At 66.1% G+C, this 19,131-nt stretch carries 15 protein-coding genes; 8 read left to right on the top strand and 7 right to left on the bottom strand.

All coding sequences use genetic code 11. The annotated features are described in order from the left end of the window. Positions 1-73 precede the first annotated feature (73 nt). Positions 74-2,776 carry a phosphoenolpyruvate carboxylase gene (locus tag CZ375_RS05805; RefSeq protein WP_234966937.1) on the bottom strand — a complete coding sequence of 901 codons (2,703 nt, stop codon included), beginning with the start codon at positions 2,774-2,776 and terminating at the stop codon, positions 74-76. A gap of 604 nt (positions 2,777-3,380) precedes the next feature. Here CZ375_RS05805 and CZ375_RS05810 point away from each other — a divergent pair. Both CZ375_RS05810 and CZ375_RS05815 read left to right on the top strand, forming a co-directional pair. Beyond that, positions 3,381-4,739: a lipopolysaccharide biosynthesis protein gene (locus CZ375_RS05810; RefSeq protein ID WP_077598318.1), complete on the top strand. Its 1,359-nt coding sequence runs from the start codon at positions 3,381-3,383 to the stop codon at positions 4,737-4,739. Positions 4,740-5,063: 324 nt separating this feature from the next. Further along, positions 5,064-6,266 (top strand): exonuclease/endonuclease/phosphatase family protein, encoded by a 1,203-nt coding sequence (locus CZ375_RS05815; RefSeq protein WP_077598319.1) that lies wholly within the window; start codon positions 5,064-5,066, stop codon positions 6,264-6,266. 78 nt (positions 6,267-6,344) lie between these two features. Here CZ375_RS05815 and CZ375_RS05820 read toward each other — a convergent pair whose 3' ends face one another. The 3 genes from CZ375_RS05820 to aspS all read right to left on the bottom strand — a co-directional run bounded on the left by CZ375_RS05820 (position 6,345) and on the right by aspS (position 8,972). After that, a complete protein-coding gene (locus CZ375_RS05820; RefSeq protein ID WP_077598776.1) occupies positions 6,345-6,662 on the bottom strand; it encodes a glutaredoxin family protein in 318 nt (105 codons plus the stop codon). 71 nt (positions 6,663-6,733) lie between these two features. Then, entirely contained in the window at positions 6,734-7,105 is a 372-nt protein-coding gene (gene crcB, locus CZ375_RS05825; protein ID WP_077598777.1) for a fluoride efflux transporter CrcB, read from the bottom strand. 85 nt (positions 7,106-7,190) lie between these two features. Further along, complete coding sequence (gene aspS / locus CZ375_RS05830) at positions 7,191-8,972, bottom strand: aspartate--tRNA ligase (protein WP_077598320.1); 1,782 nt, start codon at positions 8,970-8,972, stop codon at positions 7,191-7,193. A gap of 248 nt (positions 8,973-9,220) precedes the next feature. On the opposite strand from aspS, the gene CZ375_RS05835 reads away from it, so the two are divergent. The 5 genes from CZ375_RS05835 to CZ375_RS05855 all read left to right on the top strand — a co-directional run bounded on the left by CZ375_RS05835 (position 9,221) and on the right by CZ375_RS05855 (position 13,788). After that, positions 9,221-10,630 (top strand): efflux RND transporter periplasmic adaptor subunit, encoded by a 1,410-nt coding sequence (locus CZ375_RS05835; RefSeq protein ID WP_234966904.1) that lies wholly within the window; start codon positions 9,221-9,223, stop codon positions 10,628-10,630. Between the two features lie 9 nt (positions 10,631-10,639). Continuing rightward, the gene (locus tag CZ375_RS05840; protein ID WP_077598778.1) at positions 10,640-11,374 is read left to right on the top strand and encodes an ABC transporter ATP-binding protein; all 735 of its coding nucleotides are present in this window, start codon (positions 10,640-10,642) and stop codon (positions 11,372-11,374) included. Next, entirely contained in the window at positions 11,371-12,600 is a 1,230-nt protein-coding gene (locus CZ375_RS05845) for an ABC transporter permease (protein ID WP_077598322.1), read from the top strand. The genes CZ375_RS05840 and CZ375_RS05845 overlap by 4 nt, the downstream gene beginning before the upstream one ends. A gap of 89 nt (positions 12,601-12,689) precedes the next feature. After that, positions 12,690-13,340, top strand: a complete 651-nt coding sequence (locus CZ375_RS05850; RefSeq protein ID WP_077598323.1) for an HAD family hydrolase — start codon at positions 12,690-12,692, stop codon at positions 13,338-13,340. 139 nt (positions 13,341-13,479) lie between these two features. After that, complete coding sequence (locus tag CZ375_RS05855) at positions 13,480-13,788, top strand: CDP-alcohol phosphatidyltransferase (protein WP_077598324.1); 309 nt, start codon at positions 13,480-13,482, stop codon at positions 13,786-13,788. 92 nt (positions 13,789-13,880) lie between these two features. On the opposite strand, the gene CZ375_RS05860 is transcribed toward CZ375_RS05855, so the two are convergent. After that, positions 13,881-15,503: a 4Fe-4S dicluster domain-containing protein gene (locus CZ375_RS05860; protein WP_077598325.1), complete on the bottom strand. Its 1,623-nt coding sequence runs from the start codon at positions 15,501-15,503 to the stop codon at positions 13,881-13,883. 174 nt (positions 15,504-15,677) lie between these two features. Here CZ375_RS05860 and CZ375_RS05865 point away from each other — a divergent pair, with 174 nt between their 5' ends. Next, entirely contained in the window at positions 15,678-16,709 is a 1,032-nt protein-coding gene (locus tag CZ375_RS05865) for a YdcF family protein (RefSeq protein WP_077598326.1), read from the top strand. 11 nt (positions 16,710-16,720) lie between these two features. On the opposite strand, the gene CZ375_RS05870 is transcribed toward CZ375_RS05865, so the two are convergent. Together CZ375_RS05870 and CZ375_RS05875 are read right to left on the bottom strand one after the other, a co-directional pair. After that, positions 16,721-17,404, bottom strand: coding sequence for an RluA family pseudouridine synthase (locus CZ375_RS05870; RefSeq protein WP_077598327.1), 684 nt, complete (start codon positions 17,402-17,404; stop codon positions 16,721-16,723). Positions 17,405-17,551: 147 nt separating this feature from the next. Further along, entirely contained in the window at positions 17,552-19,123 is a 1,572-nt protein-coding gene (locus tag CZ375_RS05875) for a serine hydrolase domain-containing protein (protein ID WP_234966905.1), read from the bottom strand. Positions 19,124-19,131 lie beyond the last annotated feature (8 nt).

A 19,131-nucleotide genomic window follows, 5' to 3' on the forward strand; every position in this document is an offset into this window, starting at 1 on the left:
AGGGGTCGGCCCGCCAGCGGCGTTCCGACCCCACAAGCGGCGCATTGGAGCAGACCAACGGCCGAATGGATCATCACCCGGTGTTCTGGAGGCCCGCAGACACACCTGAGACGGTGCACAGGATGAGGTAGGTGAGCCCCTCGCGCTCCTCCGCCGTCAGGTCCTGCCCCTTGTTGCGCAGCGCATCCAGCGCACGCACCTGGGCGAGCGAGAGCACGTTGACGAAGGGGAGTCTCATGCGAATCACGGGCCCCAGCACGCGCCTGTTCTGCAGGGGCCACTCGTGGCGCGTGATGGCCAGGACCCACCTGCGCGTGAGGTGCATCTCGTCCATGACCTTCCGGTTGAGGTCCTCTCGGTCGGCCAGCGCCAGGTACATGCGGGCGATGCGGTCGTCGGTCTTTGCCAGCGACATCTCTATGTTGTCGATGAAGGTGGTGAAGAGGGGCCACTCCGCGTAGGCCTCCCTCAGGCGTCCCAGGTCGGCGAAGGACTCGCAGGCGCTGCCCAGGCCATACCACGCGGCAAGGTTGGTGCGCGCCTGTGACCAGGAGAAGATCCAGGGAATGGTGCGCAGGTCCGCCAGGGACTTTGCCCCCAGCCCACGCTTGGCGGGACGGCTGCCTATGGGCATGAGGCCTATCTCGGACAGGGGCGTCACGGTGGAGAACCACTCGGCGAAGCCCTCTGCGTTGAGAAGGTCCAGGTAGCGCTCGCGAGAGCTGCGGTCGAGCGCGGAGGCGACGTCGGCGTACTTGTCCGTCGCCTCGGTGTTCACGTACTCCACGGAGGGCGAGCTCTGCAGCAGCGTGGCGCCCGCCACCTCCTCCACGTGCCTGCGGGCCAGCGTGGCGTTGCCGTAGCGGGCGAAGATGACCTCGCCCTGCTCGGTGAGCTTGAAGCGGCAGTTGACAGAGCCCTTCGGCTGCGAGAGGACCGCCCTGTTGGCAGGGCCTCCGCCTCTGCCCACGGCGCCCCCGCGGCCATGCATGAGGGTGAGGTCTATGCCGTTGTCCTCGGCCCACCGGGCGATGCGCTCCTGCGCGGCGTGCAGCACGAGCGTGGCCGAGGTGGGCCCCGCGTCCTTGGAGGAGTCGGAGTAGCCCAGCATGACCTCCATCCTGCGGCCCGACTCGGCCAGCCTGCGCTGGACATCGGGCAGGAGGAGCATCTGGTTCAGGGTGTCCACGGCGTTCTCGAGGTCCTCCACCTGCTCGAACAGGGGGATCACGTCAAGGGTGGGCACGTCCTGCTCATGGGCGAAGGCGAGGCGGGCCAGCTCGTAGACGTCAGCCACGTTCCGCGCGCTCTGGGTGAACGAGATGATGTAGCGCCTGGCGGCCTTGACGCCGTTGCGGCGCTGGATGGAGGCGATGGCGCGGAAGGTCTCGAGCACCTCCACCGTCATGGGGTCAAGTCGGCCCCGCTCCTCCCAGCGACCGTGCTCGCGGATGTCCGCGAGGGCACGGGCGTGGACGAGGGAGTGCTGGCGGAACTCCATCTCCACCATGTGGAAGCCGAAGGTCTCCGCCTGCCACACGAGCTTCTGCAGCGGGCCCCAGGCGCAGCGCACGGCGCCCGAGGCGGCAAGGGAGGCCTGCACGCAGCGCAGGTCCGCGATGAACTCCTCGGCGCTTGCGTACATGATGTCCGTGGTGCGGTCGATGGTTGCCTGCAGGCGGTTTGACATCACTATCATGGTCGCCCGGTGCAGCTCGCTCTGGGAGACGCGCTCGGCGGAAGCCGAGAGCGCCTCGCTCATCTCGACCTGGTGGCTCCAGAGGTTGAGCAGGTCGCGGGAGGGCCTGGTGAATCCGTCGTCCAGGGTGAGGTTGGTGCCCACGCGCTTGGTCTCGTCGCGCAGGCGCTCCAGGATGTGGACGCGGAACTTCTCCGAGACCTGGCGGCTCACCTTCGCGGTGACGTTGGGGTTGCCGTCGCGGTCGGTTCCGATCCAGCTGCCGGGGTGGAAGAAGGCGGGACAGACGGGCGCGACGGTGCCGGCCTTCTCGCCCAGCTCCCAGTCGTCGAAGCGGCGGTAGACCGCAGGCACCATGTCGAAGAGGGTGTTGTCGAAGATGTCGATGATGGTGTCCGACTCCTGGACGGGAGTGGGCTTCTTGATGGCAATGGGAGAGGTGCGCAGTAGCGCCTCTATCTCCTGCAGCATTCGGCGCTCGTTCTCGGCGAGCTCGATGCCGGCGAGCTGGAGCCGCTCCTCCAGGAGCAGGGAGATGCGCCGGATCTTGCCCTCGGTGGCGCGGCGGCGCGCCTCGGTGGGGTGCGCGGTGAAGACGGGATGGAACTCCAGACGGCCGAGGAGGGCCAGGGCCTTGGCACGACCGCACTCCTCCACCAGCTGGTTGTAGGCAACCGTTAGGTCGTTGATGGGGTCTACCGCCTCCGTGGTGGGAACCGCGCGCTCGCGGGCGCGCAGGGACGAGACGCGATAGTTCTCCTCGCAGATGTTGGCCAGGTGGAAGTAGGCGGTGAAGGCCCGCATGACCAGGCGGGCCTGCTCGGAGGGAAGGGCGTCTATGAGTGACACGGCGTCGGCGAAGGCCGCGCGCTCCGCCTCGGTGGAGAGGACCTCGTCGGCGTTTGCCCTGATGGCGTCTGCGAGAAGGGAATCAAAGGCGGAGAGGAGCTCCGTACCGTACTCGCCGAGCACCTTGCGGACAAGCCGCAGGAAGAGGGCCATGTTCTCTTTGAGGGCATCCGGGATGTCCACCCGGGAGAGCATGGAGCGGGCCTGAGCCAGCTCGTCCTGGGCCACCCCGCGAGCACCAGTCTGACCGGTGCCGACCTTGTCGTTTGAGCGAATCTGCCCTGACACGATACCTCCTTGCCATGCCTTGGGCGGCGCGCCTGGCGCCGTCATAACAAACAGCTCTTTATACGATAGCCGCCTCGCTGTGCGGCAGTGGTGTCCCTCAGCTCGCGAAACCCAATCTTCACGGGCGCCAGGGAGCGGCCCCTGCACTGCGGCAGGTGGCTGACGGGTGGACTTTCGTGCCCCTCGGGCCTCTCTCCAGCTGGGACCTTGTGGCCGCGCCGACGCTCACCCACCGATCGGGCGAGGGGCTCTGACAACAAGACACCGCCTCGAATCCGCTGGCTGCTGGTTTGCGACGCAAGCATCGTCTTGTTGTCAAATAGGCCCCAAATGTGACAACAAGACATGAGCTCGTCTACACCAGCTGGGAACTTGCCGAGAGTGGCACACGTTGTTGTCTCTGGGCGCAATGCCGCTGCCGCGCCGCGTCGTTGTCACCTGACGCCCCGGCGGCAAAGTGCCCGGCCCCAACGCCATACCACCACGCCGCAGGCCTACAATCCAAGTTCGCACGCCACCGTTTGACCTGCCGAAAGGGTTTCTCATGTCCCACCGCGTCAGCGCACGTCCCGGCCAGCATCGCACGCCCGTCGTGGCGGAGCTTGCCAACAACTGGTGGGAGCGCCTCATCTCGGCCGTGTGGTCCGGCTCGCTCGCAGACCAGACCGCCCGCTACGCCGCCCACCGGACCCACAGGGACTACCTGTTCAACAGCCTGGGCCTGGCGCTGTGGGGCTCTCTCTTCCCCCTGCTCGCAATCGTCTGCGCGCAGCTTGCTGGCGCCGAGAGGGCCGGCATGTTCTCGATGGCCTTCGTGGTGGCAAGCCTCCTGCAGTTCGTGGGCACCTACGGCATCCGCACCTACCAGGTCTCAGACGTGGACGAGTCGGACTCGTTTGCCGCCTACCAGCTGCAGCGCCTGCTCAGCTGCGCGCTCATGCTGGCCAGCTGCTGGGCCTACGCCGCGCTTCGCGGCTACAGCGCCGAGATGCTCTCCATTTTCTGGCCCGTGAGCGTCTTTCGCGCGACGGACGCCCTGGCGGACGTCTTCGAGGGGCGGCTTCAGCAGTGCGACAAGCTCTGGCTGGCGGGAATATCCCAGTCGCTGCGCTGCGGCCTTGGCATCGTGGGCTTCGTCCTGGCGCTCCTCCTCAGCGGAAACGTCGCCCTCGCAAGCAGGGCCCTTGCCGCAGCCAGCCTGGCCAGCCTGGTCTTGGTGAGCGTGCCCCTCGCCTACTTCGAGACGCCGCGCTCGCGCAGCTTCGAGCTGGTGGAGCTGCATGAGCTCTTCGTGGAATGCGCCCCCGCCTTCCTGGGCCAGTTCCTCTTCGCCCTCATCGAGGCCGTGCCCAAGTTCGTCATGGAGGGAGTACTGCCCTACGAGAGCCAGCTCTACTTCAACGCCATCTACTTCCCGTCCCAGGCCATAGCCATGACGTTGGGACTGGTGTACAAGCCGCAGCTGGTGCGCCTTGCCAACATATGGGCCGACCCAAGGCACCGCAGGCGCTTCGACCTCGTCACGCTCGCCATGGCGCTGGCCGCGGCCACGATAGCAGCAGCGACCCTGGGCCTCAACGCCCTGGTGGGCATACCGCTGATGGGCGTCCTGTACGGCCTCGACTTCGGCCCCTATCGCACGCAGCTCTACCTCATGGTCCTCGCAGGAGGCATGGCGGCCTTCGTAGACTTCCTCTACCAGGTCATCACCGTGCTCAGGTACCAGGGGCTCATCGTCCGTGCCTTCCTGGTGGCACTTGCCTCGGCAGTCGTCCTCAGCCTGGCGCTGATTCCCACCGTGGGCTTTTTCGGGGCGGTCCTGGCCTACCTCACGTCCATGGCGCTGCTCATGGCATTGCTTGCCCTGCAGTACCTGCGCATACGCCTGGGCCGCACGCGCTAGCAAGCCACGCGGCGCCGATGACAGCAAGTTTCTGACAGGCGTCAGCTAACTGGGAGAACGTGTGGCCTCTCGGTTTTGTTGTCGCATTTGCTCGATAAATGACAGCAAGATTCTGGCCAATGCCACCCAGCTGGGGCTTTGCTGAGAGGTGCGCAGCTTGTTGTTGCCCGAACCTCCCGCCGAGTTCAGGCCGCCCAGCGCAGCCCGCGGGGCGGCCGGCACAGCCGCGGCAGCATCGGCCACGCACTTGCCGAAAGCACGCCGCGCCAACGTCCAAGGCAAATTAAGCTGTGATGAAGCATCTTGATGACAGAGGAGAGACACATGGCGCGCTCAGCTCGACACCAGGTATCTGGCGCACACACCAGTCCAGGCCGCAGGAGGGGCCCCCTCGCGACCTTTCTTGTCTACCTGATGCGCACGGTGCTGGCCTTGGCGGTGGTGGCCGGTGCGGCCTTCGGCGGATACGCCATCTACCTCGAGAGCCACTACACGCGCATCGCCGACAAGCTCCTGCTCACCATCGAGCAGGGACCTGAGACCAGCGTGGCAAACGAGCTCCAGGCGGGGCAGACCTACACCGCCGCCACCTACAACATTGGCTTTGGGGCCTACACGCCCGACTACACCTTCTTCATGGACGAGGGCGCCATGGCAGACGGCACCCCCACACGCGGCAGCAGCTCCGTGGCAGCAAGCCAGGAGTCCGTGCAGGCCTGCACCCAGGGCGGCATCGACGTCCTTAAGACGGTCAACGGCGGCGCGCCCGCAGACTGCATGCTCTTCCAGGAGGTGGACACGGACTCGGACCGCAGCTGGCACGTGAACCAGAAGGACGCCTTCGAGAAGGCCTTCCCCAGCTACCAGTCGATCTTCGCCTCAAACTTCCACTCGGGGTTCCTCGCCTACCCCCCCACCAAGCCGCACGGCAAGGTGAACTCGGGCATCCTCACCCTCACGGGAGTGCGCGCCAGCTCCTCCGTGAGGCGCAGCTATCCCATAGACGAGAGCTTCCCCACCAAGTTCTTCGACCTTGACCGCTGCTTCGAGGTCACGCGCCTGCCCGTCTCGGACGGACACGAACTCGTGCTCGTCAACAGCCACATGTCCGCCTACGACGCGGGCGGCAGCATGCGCGCCAAGCAGCTGGCAATGCTCACCGACGTGCTCGTCTCCGAGCGCTCCAAGGGAAACTACGTCATTGCCGGCGGGGACTGGAACCACGCTCTCTGCGGCTCCCTAGAGCTCTATCCCAGCGAGCAGCAGGTGCCCGGTTGGGTGTCCACGCTTGAGGACGACAGCGTTCCCGAGGGCTTCTCGGTGGTCCGCCCGGACAACCTGGAGGAGGTCGCCAGCTGCCGCGGCGATGACATCCCCTACCAGCCCGGCGTCACCTACACCGTCACGGTTGACGGCTTCGTCGTCTCTGACAACGTGTCCGCGCGCGCCTGGAACATAGACACGGGCTTTGCCTACAGCGACCACAACCCCGTGCTGCTGAGCTTCAGCCTGGGCTCCGCCGCATAGGAAAGGCACAAAGGAGCAGGCCGCCGAGAGACGCTGGAGGCGGTCTCTCGGCGGCCTTGCCCTGCAGGAGACGCCAGCCTAGAAGCTGCAGCCGCCGCCGATGGTGCAGCTGGAGCCAGAGGGCATCTCGGAAGCCTCCCCGCCCTTGGCGCTCACGCCAAACTCCTGGCCCAGAAAGTCGATGATGTCGCTGGACTCGTAGAGGGGCTTGCCGTCGATGAACAGGCAGGGCACCTGACGCTTGCCGCCCACCTCAATGAGGCGGTCACGGTCCGCGTCACTGGTCTCGATGTTGCGGAGGGGGAGCTCGATGCCGTTCTCCTCCATGAAGGAGAGCACCTTGTGGCAGTACGGGCAGGTGGTCTTGACGTAAAGCTCGAGGTTCTTCTCGGACATGATGTCTCGCTTTCGCTTGTGCGCCATGGCGCGGCCTCAGATGCGTCTGGTATACCCAAACGCCCTCGACGCTACGCGGACACGAGCCGTGCCAGGCACATCCCCGCCGCCACGGCCAAGAGGCAGCTGAGCAGGTTTGCCGTCACGTTGCCCAAGGCACCCGCCCAGCTTCCCGCCAGCAGCAGCTGCAAGGTCTCGCTCGAGAAGGTGGAGAAGGTGGAGAGCCCGCCGCAGAGCCCCACCGCCCAGAAGAGGCGCTGCCGCTCGGGCATCCCGCCCGCCAGCCCCAACCCGCCCACGAAGCCAATGAGCAGGGCAGCCAGGACGTTTGCAACCAGCGTGCCCGCGGGAAGGCCAGGTAGCAGGTCACTCAGCCATACGCCCAGCCGCCAGCGCCCAACGCTGCCCAGGAGGCCTCCCAGCCCAACCGCGAGAAGATCCATGCCCACCTCCATCAGAAAGGGGCGGGACGGCCCGCCCGTCCCGTCCCATCCCATCACCGTGTCGCCTGCAAGAGAGCCGCAGGCCCTAGAGGAGCCTCAGGGAGACCTCCTTGAGCTGGCGGCTTCCCACCTCGCTGGGAGCCGCGCTCATGAGGTCGCTGCCGGAGCTGGTCTTGGGGAAGGCCATGACCTCGCGGATGGAGTCCGAGCCGGTGAGCAGCATGCACACGCGGTCCAGCCCCAGGGCGAAGCCCCCCATGGGAGGCGCACCAAACTCGAGGGCATCCATGAGGAAGCCGAACTGCTCTCGCGCGCCCTCCTCGGTGAAGCCCAGCTTCTCCAGGACGCTCATCTGAAGCTTGGCGTTGTGGATGCGCATGCCCCCGCCACCGGCCTCGTAGCCGTCCATCACGAAGTCGTAGGTGTGAGACCCCATGGAGAGGACCTTCTCGCGGTCGTCGCTGCCCAGAAGCTCGATGTCCTCCTCGAGGGGCTGCGTGAAGGGCTGGTGCTCCGCGGCGAAGGCCTTGCGGTCCTCGTCCCAGTGGAAGAGCGGGAAGTCGACCACCCAGAGGAAGTCATGCCCCTCGCGGGGAAGCTCCAGGGCCTGCGCCATGTGGCTGCGCATGCCGCCCAGGATCTCATCTGCCACAAGGCGGCTCTCGACGGCAAACATCACCAGGTCGCCAGGCTCCACGCCCATCTCGACGCGCAGCCCCTCCATCTCCTCGTCCGAGAAGAACTTGACGATGGGGCTGGTCACGCTGCCGTCCTCGCGAAACGCTATGTAGGCCAGGCCCTTGGCGCCGAAGCCGCAGGCGACGTCTGCCAGCTTGTCGATCTTGGCACGCGGCCAGGCGCCGGCGCCCTTGGCGTTGATGGCCTTCACGAAGAGCCTCTCGTCGGCGGCGGCGCTGGCGAAGAGCTTGAACTTGGAGTTGGCGAAGATGGGGGTGACGTCGTGGAGCTCCATGCCGAAGCGAGTGTCCGGCTTGTCGCTTCCGTAGCTGTCCATCGCGTCCCAGTAGGAGATGCGACGCAGGGGCAGCTGCATGTCAACGCCCATCTTGGCGAAGGTCTCCGCGAAGACCTCCTCCAGGTTGGACATGACGTCGTCCTGCTCGACGAAGCTCATCTCTATGTCCACCTGCGTGAACTCGGGCTGACGGTCCGCGCGCAGGTCCTCGTCGCGGAAGCACTTGGCAACCTGGTAGTAGCGCTCCACGCCGCCCACCATGAGCAGCTGCTTGAGGAGCTGCGGCGACTGCGGCAGGGCGTAGAAGTGGCCGGGCTGCGTGCGGCTGGGCACGAGGAAGTCACGGGCTCCCTCGGGCGTGGACTTGAACAGCGCGGGGGTCTCCACCTCCATGAAGGCGCGGCTGTGCAAGGCCTCGCGCAGGGCGTGGGTGAAGTCTGAGCGCAGCTTGAGGTTGGCCATCATCTTGGGGCGGCGCAGGTCGAGGTAACGGTAGCGCAGGCGGACGTCCTCCGCCGCCTCGACGTGGTCCTCGATCTGGAAGGCAGGGGTCTTGGAGCTGTTGAGCACCTCGATCTGCGAGACGAGCACCTCGACCTGACCCGTGGCGAGCTTCTCGTTGTCCTGGCCCTCGGGACGCTCGCGCACCTCTCCCACGACCTTGATGGGCCACTCGGAGCGGATGGCCTCGGCGGTGCGGAAGGCGCCTCCGCCGGAGTGCTCGGGGTCGAAGGAGACCTGCGTCACGCCCTCGCGGTCGCGCAGGTCCACGAAGATCAGGCCACCGTGGTCGCGGCGGTGCCAGACCCAGCCGGTGAGCGTGACCTCCTTGCCGATGTCGGACGCTCGCAGCTCTCCGCAGCTGTGGGTATGCATGCTGTGTGCGGTCATGTGCTTCCTCTCGTCTCTGCCGCCCCGTGCCGTGTGCGGGCGGCTCCCTAGCAGACCCCATGCCTCCGTAGACCGCGAAGGCACAGATGGCGAACAATGATACCAGCCCCGCTCGCCAGGCCCTTAGTGACAAAACTGTAATTTTGAATTCGCCTAGGAGGGGCCGATAGTCATATAAGCTTTGCCCTGTCCCGATGATAATCGGGTTATATCGACAAGAGTTCACCCATTGGCAACGGGAGCACAGCATGACAGACATGGAACGCAGCCCTCAGGGCACCACCAGGCAAGCACGGCCCGAAGGCCAAGGCCCAAGCAAGGCGCCCAGCCCCATGGCACCCGAGGGATTTGACGGGAGCGCCGCACCCCAGGGGTCCTTCGACGTGATCTCCGCCGCGGACGCCCAGGAGGCCGCAAGCGACGAGGACATGGCCGAGAGGGCCGTGCGCGTGGCGCAGGAGCGCAAGAGGGCCAAGCGGCGCAAGCGCCTCATCAAGATCGCCGTGGCGGCAGGGCTGGCCGTGGTCGTGGTGGGAGGCTGCGCCTACTCTGGCTTCGTTGCCAACCAGGAGGCGTCGAAGGGCGTCGTGCTCACCGACGTGGTCAGCCGTGGGGACTACAGCTCCACGGTCGGTGCCTCGGGCAAGGCCGCTCCCCTCTCGTCCGCCGTGGTGACGCCCGAGGTCGAGGGCATCATCCAGGACATCCGCGTGAGCGAGGGCTCCACGGTAAGCGAGGGGGACGTCCTCTTCACCCTGCGAAACGACGAGCTGGACAAGGCGGTGCGCAACGCCAACCAGCAGGTCAAGAGCGCCCAGACTGCACTCGACAGCGCCTATAACGCCTACAACCAGGCTGTAGACAGATGGAACTCCGCCACAAGCGAGGAGGAGCAGAAGGCCATGCAGGACCCCGACAGCCTGTTGGGCCCCATCAACGAGGCGAAGGTCACACTCGAGACCGCGCGCGACAACTACAACGACGCCGTGGCCAAGGCGGACAAGCGCACCGTGGTCGCCCCGTGCTCCGGCAGCGTGGTTGCCATGAACGCCGTTTCCGGCGCCGCATGGGGAAGCGCAGCGGGCGCGGGCGGGCAGGCCGGCAGCAGCCCCCTCGTCCAAATCGCGGACATCTCCCAGATGACCGTCACCGCGCAGGTCAACGAGGTTGACATCTCCAAGCTCGCCGTGGGCCAGGAGGCAAGCGTGACCTTCTCCGCGCTCCCCGGCGTCTCGGTCAAGGCCACGGTCACCCGCATCGCCACCGTCGCGTCGGGAGAGTCGGACCAGGGCGGCGCCTACGGCGCTGGCGGCGTGGTCACCTATGCCGTCGAGCTGCTCATCCCCAACCCCGACCCCAGCCTCAAGCCCGGCATGACCGCAAACGCAACCATCACCACCGAGAGCATCAAGGACGCCCTGCTGGTGCCCGCCGACGCCGTGACCACCGACGAGTCCGGCGCGAGCCACGTGCGCGTGGCAACCACCAAGGAAGGCAAGCTCGACGAGGGCTCCTTCGAGACCAAGGCCGTTAAGGTCCTGGCGAAGAACTCCACCGTGGCGGCCATCGAGGGCCTGAGCGAGGGCGACGTGGTGTTCATGGGCATGTCCTACCCCGGTGGCGGAGACGGCGACGCCTCCGCAGGCATGGTGCTCTAGGTGGCGGTCATGGATCTGGTGCTCGACATACGCGACATCCATCGCGTCTACGAGTCGGAGGCGGGCTTCACGCACGCGCTTCGGGGGGTCTCCCTGAGCGTCCGGCGCGGAGAGTTCCTCTGCATCATGGGGCCTTCGGGCTCGGGAAAGTCCACGCTCATGAACACCTTGGGATGCCTCGACACCCCCACCTCGGGCTCCTACTACCTCGAGGGCATGGACGTCTCCATGATGGACGACGACGAGCTGGCGGAGATTCGCGCCACGCGCATCGGCTTCGTCTTCCAGTCGTTCAACCTGCTCCCGCGCTCCACCGTGCTGCGCAACGTGATGCTGCCGCTGATCTACTCGAACAACTGCCCCGTCCAGGAGCGAGAGGCCCGCGCCATTCGCGCCCTCAACTCCGTCTCGCTGCCCGAGCAGTACTTCGACCACAAGTCCAACGAGCTCTCTGGCGGCCAGATGCAGCGCGTCGCCATCGCCCGCGCCCTGGTGAACGACCCCGCGCTCATCCTGGCGGACGAGCCCACGGGCAACCTCGACTCCGCCACGGGCGAGATGGTCCTCTCGACCTTCCAGAGGCTGCGCAACGAGGGCAAGACCATCGTCCTCATCACGCACGACCCCGAGGTCTCCAGCTGGGCAGACCGCACCATGCACATCCGTGACGGCCGGCTGCTCACCGACGAGGAGGAACGGGAAGTCATCCGCACCAGCACCACCCGCGGAAGGGGGCTCACATGAGAATCGCAGACCTCGCCACCGAGACCTGGGAGGCGCTGGACGCCAACCGCGGACGCTCCCTCCTCACCATCCTGGGCATCGTCATTGGCATCAGCGCCGTCATCACCATGACCGCCCTCATCGGTGGCATCAAGCAGTCCCTGGTGAGCAGCCTGGGCCTGAACCAGGCGCGTGCCATCTACATTGGCGTCTACTCGGGCAACAGCGTCACCCAGGCAGACGCGGACCGCGTGGCGGAGAAGGTGAGCGGCTACAAGTTCGTGACCGGCTACAACTACGGCTCCGCCTCGGTGACCACCGGAAACAAGCAGAAGAACGCCCAGGTGGTGGGCGTCCGTCCGGAGTACTTCGAGGCCATAGGCAAGAAGCCCGGCTCCGGAAGGCTCATCCAGGAGGAAGACGTCAGCTCCATGAGCTGCGTGTGCGTGGTTGACCAGAACACCGTGAAGGAGCTCTTCGGCGACGTTGACGCCAACGTGGTGGGCAAGACCATCCGCATGAACAACGACGACTACTCCATCGTGGGCATCATTCCTGCGCAGGGTGCCGCCATGGGCGGTGGCACCACCGTCTTCGTACCCCTCACCACCAGCATGGCGCGCATCACGGGCAGCCAGACCATAGACCAGATGATCGGCTACGCCAACGAGGACGCCGACGTGGACGAGCTCGTGAGCAGCACCAAGAGCTGGCTGGAGCGCTACTACCAGGTGGAGCCCCAGCAGGAGCAAGGCCAGGAGTCGGGCGATTTCTTCGGCGGGGCAATCTCCGTCTACTCGATGAAGTCCATAGCCCAGCAGCTCAACTCCACCATGCTGGCCTTCCAGGTGCTCATGACCACCGTTGCCAGCATCTCGCTGCTCGTGGGTGGAATTGGCATCATGAACATGATGCTCACCAACGTCACCGAGCGCATCCGGGAGATCGGCCTTCGCAAGGCCCTGGGCGCCCGGCGCTCGGACATCACCATGCAGTTCCTGCTGGAGTCCGTCTGCCTCTGCCTCGCCGGTGGCATCATCGGCATCGTCTTGGGCTACCTGGGGTCGTTCGGCCTGGCAGGCCTCGCGTCCGGCATGACAAACGGCGCCCCGGTCACCCCGGTCATTGAGCCTGCGGCGGTACTTCTCGCCAGCGGCATCTGCGTGGCGATCGGCGTTGCCTTCGGCTACTACCCCGCCCGTCACGCCGCCCGCCTCGACCCCGTGGAGTCGCTGCACTTCCAGTGACCTGGGCGCACGGGGGACTGGCCTATACTCAGGCGGTGGCAGGGGCTCTCCCTCCACCGCCTTCTTCATCTCGTTCACGGGAGGGATCCATGCCCTACAAGGCAGTCATATTCGACCTGGACGGCACGCTGCTGGACACCCTCGAGGACCTGCACGCCTCCGTCAACCACGCCCTTGCGCAACACGGCCTCCCGCAGCGCTCCCTTCGGGAGATACGCTCGTTTCTGGGAAACGGGGTGACGGAGCTCGTGCGCCTGAGCGTGCCCGCAGATTGCCCGGAGGAGCTTGCATCCCAGGTCCTGGACGCCTTCAAGGAGCGCTACGCCCTTCACAGCACGGACCACACCGCCCCCTACCCCCAGGTGAAGGAGCTCCTTCGCTCGATCTCCCGGAGGGGGCTGGGCTGCGCGGTGGTCTCGAACAAGATGGACTCCGCGGTGCAGGGGCTTGTCTCGGCCCACTTCCCCGGCCTCTTTGACGCCGTGGTGGGCGAGCGCGCGGGCGTGAGGCGAAAGCCCGCCCCCGATTCCCTTCTAGCCGTGATGGACGGGCTGGGCCTCGCTGCACGAGATGTCGTCTATGTGGGGGACTCAGAGGTGGACCTCGAGACCGCACGGGCTGCGGGGGTGGACTGCATAGCCGTGAGCTGGGGCTTCAGGGACAGGGGCTTCCTGGTGACCCACGGCGCCACGCGCATAGCCGATACCGCCGCAGAGCTCGCTGGGCTCGTTCTGCCGTAGGGCCGGCGAACTTGGTCACCCACCCACATGCCACTTGCCCACGCTTGCCTAATGGTGGGCGGCAGACTGAATAGCGGCCGTTGGGGGGCGGTAAAATCGCATTGTCAGGAGCCAGTTTCCTTCGACGAAAGGACGCGATATGGGCAAGAAAGCAGCAGAGGCTCTCGAAATCAATTACGATGACCTGGCCGAATACCTGCACAAGAACCATTCGGTCTATATGAAGGTAGACAGCGACGTCTACTACCTGACCGACGTCAACTACGAGGCATGGCGCGCACAGGACACCAGCCTCCGCAACGCGAAGAACCACTTCGTCGACTGCAGCGACCTCGTCCCCACGGTCGATGAGTTTCTCGCCCTCCCCTTCGTGAACGGGCACACCATTCAGGACGTCTTCCCCCACGCCAGCTTCTACGCATCCGTGCAGGGGGAGAAGCAGCCCTGATCTAGGTACAACAAGAGCGCAAGCTTCATAGGAGACGAGCGGGGCGGCCTTGGCCGCCCCGCTCTCATGTTGCCTACGTATCGCAGCGGGCCCTACTTCTTGGGCTTCTGTGCCTCGAAGGTCTCGGCCACCTCGGTGTCCTCGTCATCCTTGGTGAAGCCCTTCTCGAGCATCGGGATGAGCATGCGATAGGCGTTCTCGGTGGCGTTCACGTGCGGGGAGCGCTTGGCGTAGCGCTTGACCGCAGCCGCCGTCTTGTTGATGGCGGCCAGGGTGCCGGCTCCCGCCACGCAACCGCCGGGGCAGGCCATGCCCTCCAGGAGGTAGCCGGGGTACTTGCCCTTGACGGCGTCCTTCATCATCTTGCGGCACTCTTCGAGGCCCTCCGCGTTCACCACGTTGACCTCACGGTCCGGGTAGCGGCGATGGATGGCGTTGACCACGGCGTTTGCCACGCCACCTGCCACGGCGAAGTTGCGCCCGTCCGCGCTGGCCACGTCGAAGTCGCTCTTGTTGTCATCCTCAAGGGAGAGGTAGTCGATGCCCTTGGCCTCCATCATGCCGGCCATCTCCTCGAAGGTGAGGACGAAGTCCACCTCCGAGCGGACGCTCTTGCGCATGGCCTCGAGCTTCTTTGCGGCGCAGGGCCCCACGAAGACGATCTTGGCGTTGGGATGCTGCGTGCGAATCATGCGGGCCGTGAGCGCCATGGGCGTGAGCGCCATGGACACGCACGCGGCGTGCTCCGGAAACTCCTTCTTGGCCATGACCGACCAGGCCGGGCAACAGCTGGTGCCCATGAACGGGAGCTTCTCGGGCACCTCCTCCAGGTAGTCGTCCGCCTCCTGCACGGTGCAGAGGTCCGCCCCCAGGGCAACCTCCTCGACGCCCGAGAAACCAAGCTGCTTGAAGGCCTCGCGCAGCTTGCCCACGTTGCCCTTGCCGCCAAACTGCCCCACGAAGGAGGGAGCCACGGCCGCAATGACCTCGGTGCCCGAGAGAATCGCCCAGATGACCTGACCGATCTGGCTCTTGTCGGCAATGGCACCAAAGGGGCAGTTCACCAGGCACTGGCCGCAGCTCACGCACTTCTCGTAGTCGATGTCCGCGCGGCCATGCTCGTCAGAGCCGATGGCATGCATGCCGCAGGCGGCGGCGCACGGACGCACGTGATGGTGGATGGCCTGGTAGGGACAGGTCTTCGCGCAGAGGCCGCAGTGGATGCAGGCCTCCTGGTCAATGTAGGCGCGCTTGTCCACAAAGGAGATGGCGTTCTTGGGGCAGATCTCACGGCAGGGGTGGGCAAGACAGCCCTGGCAGGTGTTGGTGACCTCGTAGACGTCATCCTTACAGGCGTTGCAGGCGAACTTGATCACATTGATCAGGGGAGGCTCGTAGTATGCGAGGTCTGCCGTCTCGGCCTCCTTGAAGCCATCCGAGATGCGCGCGGGCTTGTCCACGCCCTGCAGGGGCAAGCCCATGGCCAGGCGGATGCGCTCCCCGATGATGGCACGCTCCAGGAAGACGCTCTCGCGGTAGGTGGCAACGTCTCCAGGCAGGATCTTGAACGGCAGCTCGTCGAAGGCGTCGTCCACATCGCTGTCAGACCTGATGGTGTCATCACCCATGGCATAGCAGACCTTCGCCACCTCGCGAAACACGTTGCGGCGAATCTCGGTAAGGTTGGTGTAGACGCCTCGCATGGTGCCAGCCATAAGTACCTCTCTCGTCTGCGCCGGCCCCCCAGCCGACATCACTCATGCCAGTATGCCTCAAATGTCATTACAGGTTCTGCCTGAGGATGGCACGGGCGGACAAGAGTTGGGCCGCCCCGCGGGTTGCTATACTCAATTGACATTGACCGGACGCCCACGAGAAAGCCGTGCCATATGCCCTTTGCCCTCCTGCTCCTCGCCCTCTTCGCGGTACTGTTCGCGAGGGAGCCGCGCTCCATCTGGCCGGGCATCTTCCTCACCTTCGGGCTCATCGGCATCGCGTCCGACCTCCTATCCCTGCTCACTGCGGGAGTGCTCATCGCCTTCGGCGACCTTGCCTTCTCGGGCTTCGCTGCCATCATCCTGGGGTCCATCGCGCTCTCCCCCCTGGCCCTCTCCGTCTTCCTCATCTACAACATGCTCGTGATGCTCCGGCGAGAGGGGCGCTCCGCGCAGGCGCTGGCCTCGGGAGCGGTCGGGGCGCTCGTGCTGACCTACATCGTCCTGCTCGTCATGGTTGCGACAAGCTGGCGCGAGCTTGGGAACACGCCGCTGCTGCACATGACCATGGGGCTCTTTCCCTCGATGGTGGCCCTGGGCATGGCGTTTCTCTGCTACCTCACCTACACCAGCTTCTACCAGCTCTGGTTCTCTCGCTTTGGCGGCACTCCCGATGCCGTGGTGGTGCCGGGCTCGCATGTCTTCGAGGACGGGAGCATTCCCCCTCTGCTCAGGGGTCGCGTCGACCTGGGCATCAGGCTGCTGCGCAAGGCCCAGGCAACCGGGCACCCCACCCTATTGGTGTGCTCGGGGGGCCAGGGCGCGGACGAACCCACGTCCGAGGGCCGCGCGATGGCGGACTACGCCATCGCGCAAGGCGTCTCTCCCAAGGAGATCGTGGTCGAGGACCTCTCGACGACCACCGAGGAAAACCTGGCGTACTCTGCGGCATTCACGGCCGAGAGGCTCGGCTTCAATCCCCGGGTGGCGGTTGCCACCTCCGACTACCACGCCTTCCGCGCGGCCATGTTCATACGCAAGGCAGGGCTGGACGGATATGCGCTGGGCACGAGGACGGCACGCTACTTCTGGCCGAGCGCCAAGGTACGGGAGTTCTTTGGCATCCTGGCGAACAACAAGGTGACCGTACTGGTCATCTTTGGCCTGACGCTGTTCGCGGGCATCGGCGGGCAGCTGAGCATGTAGCAACGCCAGCATCAGCGATCCGGCCAGAGCTCCGACGAATCCGGCCAGAGCCTCTCGAAGCGCTCGGGCCAGGGTGTGCGCAGGCTCAGGCGCTCCCCCGTCAGGGGGTGCGTGAACTCCTCCTCGAGGGCGTGCAGCATGAGGCCGGCCTGGGAGCCGCGGGGCCTCCTGCCGTAGAGCCTGTCTCCCACCAAGGGAAAGCCCAGGTACGAGAGGTGGACACGGATCTGGTGGCGGCGTCCCGTGAGAAGCTCAACCCGCAGAAGCGAGCGAGGCCCGCTCTCGCCCAGAAGCGTCACGCACGTCTGGGAGGGCTTTCCCGTCCTGCTCACGCGCATGCGGCGGCTGTCGTGGCGGTCGCGGCCCAGGGGCAGGTCAATGGTGCGCGTGCCCGCCAGGAAGCGTCCCTCCACCACGGCGAGGTAGCTCTTGCGCAGGGCATGCGAGGCCACCAAGGCGTCTAGCCGGGGCTGAGCCTCCTTCCTGAGCGAGAAGAGCACCAGGCCAGAGGTGTCGACGTCCAGGCGCTGCAGGGGCTGCAGCTCGGCGGCGGGCGTTCCCTGGGACATCAGCCGCTGGCGCAAACGACCCGTGAGCGTGGGGGCCGCAGTGCCGTCCGCGTGCACGAGGATGCCCTGGGGCTTGTCCACCGCCACGATCCACTCGTCCTGGTATATGACGCCCAGCCCTTCCATGCCCCTCCCCTCTCGTCTCACTCAGGGCCATTTTGCACGAGAGGGGCGGTCGGGCGCAAAGGACACCTGGGCGTTGCGGGGCGCGGGGACGGCTGGCGGAGTGAGCAGATGCGCCGCTATCAGCCGAGAGGGGCCGAGAACGGCGTGTTAGCCCACCTGCGGCTTGGCCCAGGGAGTCAGCGTGCAGGCTCCCCCTAGGCGCAGGAGGCCCCCCAAGGCAAGAAGCCCCACCGTCAGCAGCAGCACCAGGGCGGCGTCGGGCACGAAGGTGGCGAAGTCCCTCCACGGAGCGCCATAAAGCGAGGGCACCCAAAGCAGGCAGGCGGGCGCAAGGCCATGGGCCACCAGCGCAGGCACCACCAGGTCGCGTGCTCTACCTGCGGCGCGCGAGTCGCCAAGGCGCCTGAGCCAGCGTCGCCAGCTCACCACGCCCCACAAGGACGAGCCCAGCATGAGCAGGTAGACGCCATCATGCGCCAGATGCTCGCCCACCCGATGGCCGCTGTCCACCAGGCCCGCGTCGGCGTCAGCGCCCACCGAAATGGCCGTGACGCCATCCGCAAGGTTCCAGAAGGCCTCGTTGCCGCCAAGATAGTCGCTGGCGTCGCCCAGCACCACCAGGGCAAGCCCACGGGCAGGCAGCACCACCATACGCGCCACGTAGTTCTCCACCTGACCGTCATGGCTCATGACCAGCTCCCCGTCGTCCCAGTGGAAGGTGGTCCAGCCCAGCCCGTAGTAGCTTTCCCCCTGTGGGTCCGGCACCCTCAGCGCGGTCATGCTCCTCACCGAGGAGCTGCTCAGCACGCCAGCACCTCCCTGCAGGTACATCCTCAGGTAGCCCTCCATGTCAGAGAGGCTTGCCCGGACATATCCCGAGGATGGGCCTCCCCAGGCGTCGGGACCGTCCCTGTGCACGTAGCCGTCCTGCAGATTGAGCCCAAACCAGTTCCTGTGCCCCCGCGTGGAGGCGCCGACGAGCTTGGGATCCACCGAGGCGTCATTCATGCCCAAAGGCTCGAACAGAGAACCGCGCAGGTAGTCCGCATAGCTCTGGCCGGTCACCGCCTCGAGCGCGCAGCCCAGCAGGTCGTAGTTGGCGTTGGAGTACGAGAAGCTCCCCGAGCTGGCTCCCGGCTTCGCGCTCGCCAGGGAGTCGTAGTAGCCAAAGCCACTCGTCTGGTTGAGCAGCGAGCGCAGGGTCACGTCCTGGGGTTGGCCGCATTCCGGCAGATAGCTCGTCACGGGAGCGTCCAGGTCCATGCGCCCACGCTCCACCTGCTGCATGATGGCGGCCGCCGTGATGGACTTGGAGAGGGAGCCGATGATGAAGCTGGAGTCCGCGCCCGTGCAGTCCCCCATAGTGCGCTCGAAGAGCACCCCGTCACCGCTCACGACGGCAACGGCAAGGCCAGGTACGCCCGTCTGGGGGAAGGCCTCGTCCAGGAACTCGTCCATGCGCTCCCGCAGGGCGAGACCGTCACCTTCCAGCCCCGGCAGGGACGGATTCAAAGGAAGGCCAAGCTCCTCCAGGCCATGGTCCTGCGGCTCCTCGTCCTGCCCGCCGTCCTCCGCCGCCGATTCCGCGGAGCTTTCGCCAGGCACCTGATGGAGGGCGAGCCCCGTCTTCCGCAGGGCCTCGGAGACGGATGGGAGCGCAAGGCAAAACGCCACGCAGGCGATCAGGAGCGCAAGCCCCCTCGCGCGGGAGCGTGCCACCTGCGGGC

The sequence above is a fragment of the Olsenella urininfantis genome (assembly GCF_900155635.1).
GTDB lineage: Bacteria > Actinomycetota > Coriobacteriia > Coriobacteriales > Atopobiaceae > Olsenella_G > Olsenella_G urininfantis.

Coding starts and splice junctions, on each gene's coding strand:
- aspS (WP_077598320.1), bottom strand. CDS start 8,972: ATGACCGCACACAGCATGCATACCCACAGCTGCGGAGAGCTGCGAGCG.
- CZ375_RS05820 (WP_077598776.1), bottom strand. CDS start 6,662: ATGTCCGAGAAGAACCTCGAGCTTTACGTCAAGACCACCTGCCCGTAC.
- CZ375_RS05850 (WP_077598323.1), top strand. CDS start 12,690: ATGCCCTACAAGGCAGTCATATTCGACCTGGACGGCACGCTGCTGGAC.
- CZ375_RS05870 (WP_077598327.1), bottom strand. CDS start 17,404: ATGGAAGGGCTGGGCGTCATATACCAGGACGAGTGGATCGTGGCGGTG.
- CZ375_RS05810 (WP_077598318.1), top strand. CDS start 3,381: ATGTCCCACCGCGTCAGCGCACGTCCCGGCCAGCATCGCACGCCCGTC.
- CZ375_RS05865 (WP_077598326.1), top strand. CDS start 15,678: ATGCCCTTTGCCCTCCTGCTCCTCGCCCTCTTCGCGGTACTGTTCGCG.
- CZ375_RS05835 (WP_234966904.1), top strand. CDS start 9,221: ATGACAGACATGGAACGCAGCCCTCAGGGCACCACCAGGCAAGCACGG.
- CZ375_RS05860 (WP_077598325.1), bottom strand. CDS start 15,503: ATGGCTGGCACCATGCGAGGCGTCTACACCAACCTTACCGAGATTCGC.
- CZ375_RS05840 (WP_077598778.1), top strand. CDS start 10,640: ATGGATCTGGTGCTCGACATACGCGACATCCATCGCGTCTACGAGTCG.
- CZ375_RS05815 (WP_077598319.1), top strand. CDS start 5,064: ATGGCGCGCTCAGCTCGACACCAGGTATCTGGCGCACACACCAGTCCA.
- CZ375_RS05855 (WP_077598324.1), top strand. CDS start 13,480: ATGGGCAAGAAAGCAGCAGAGGCTCTCGAAATCAATTACGATGACCTG.
- crcB (WP_077598777.1), bottom strand. CDS start 7,105: ATGGATCTTCTCGCGGTTGGGCTGGGAGGCCTCCTGGGCAGCGTTGGG.
- CZ375_RS05845 (WP_077598322.1), top strand. CDS start 11,371: ATGAGAATCGCAGACCTCGCCACCGAGACCTGGGAGGCGCTGGACGCC.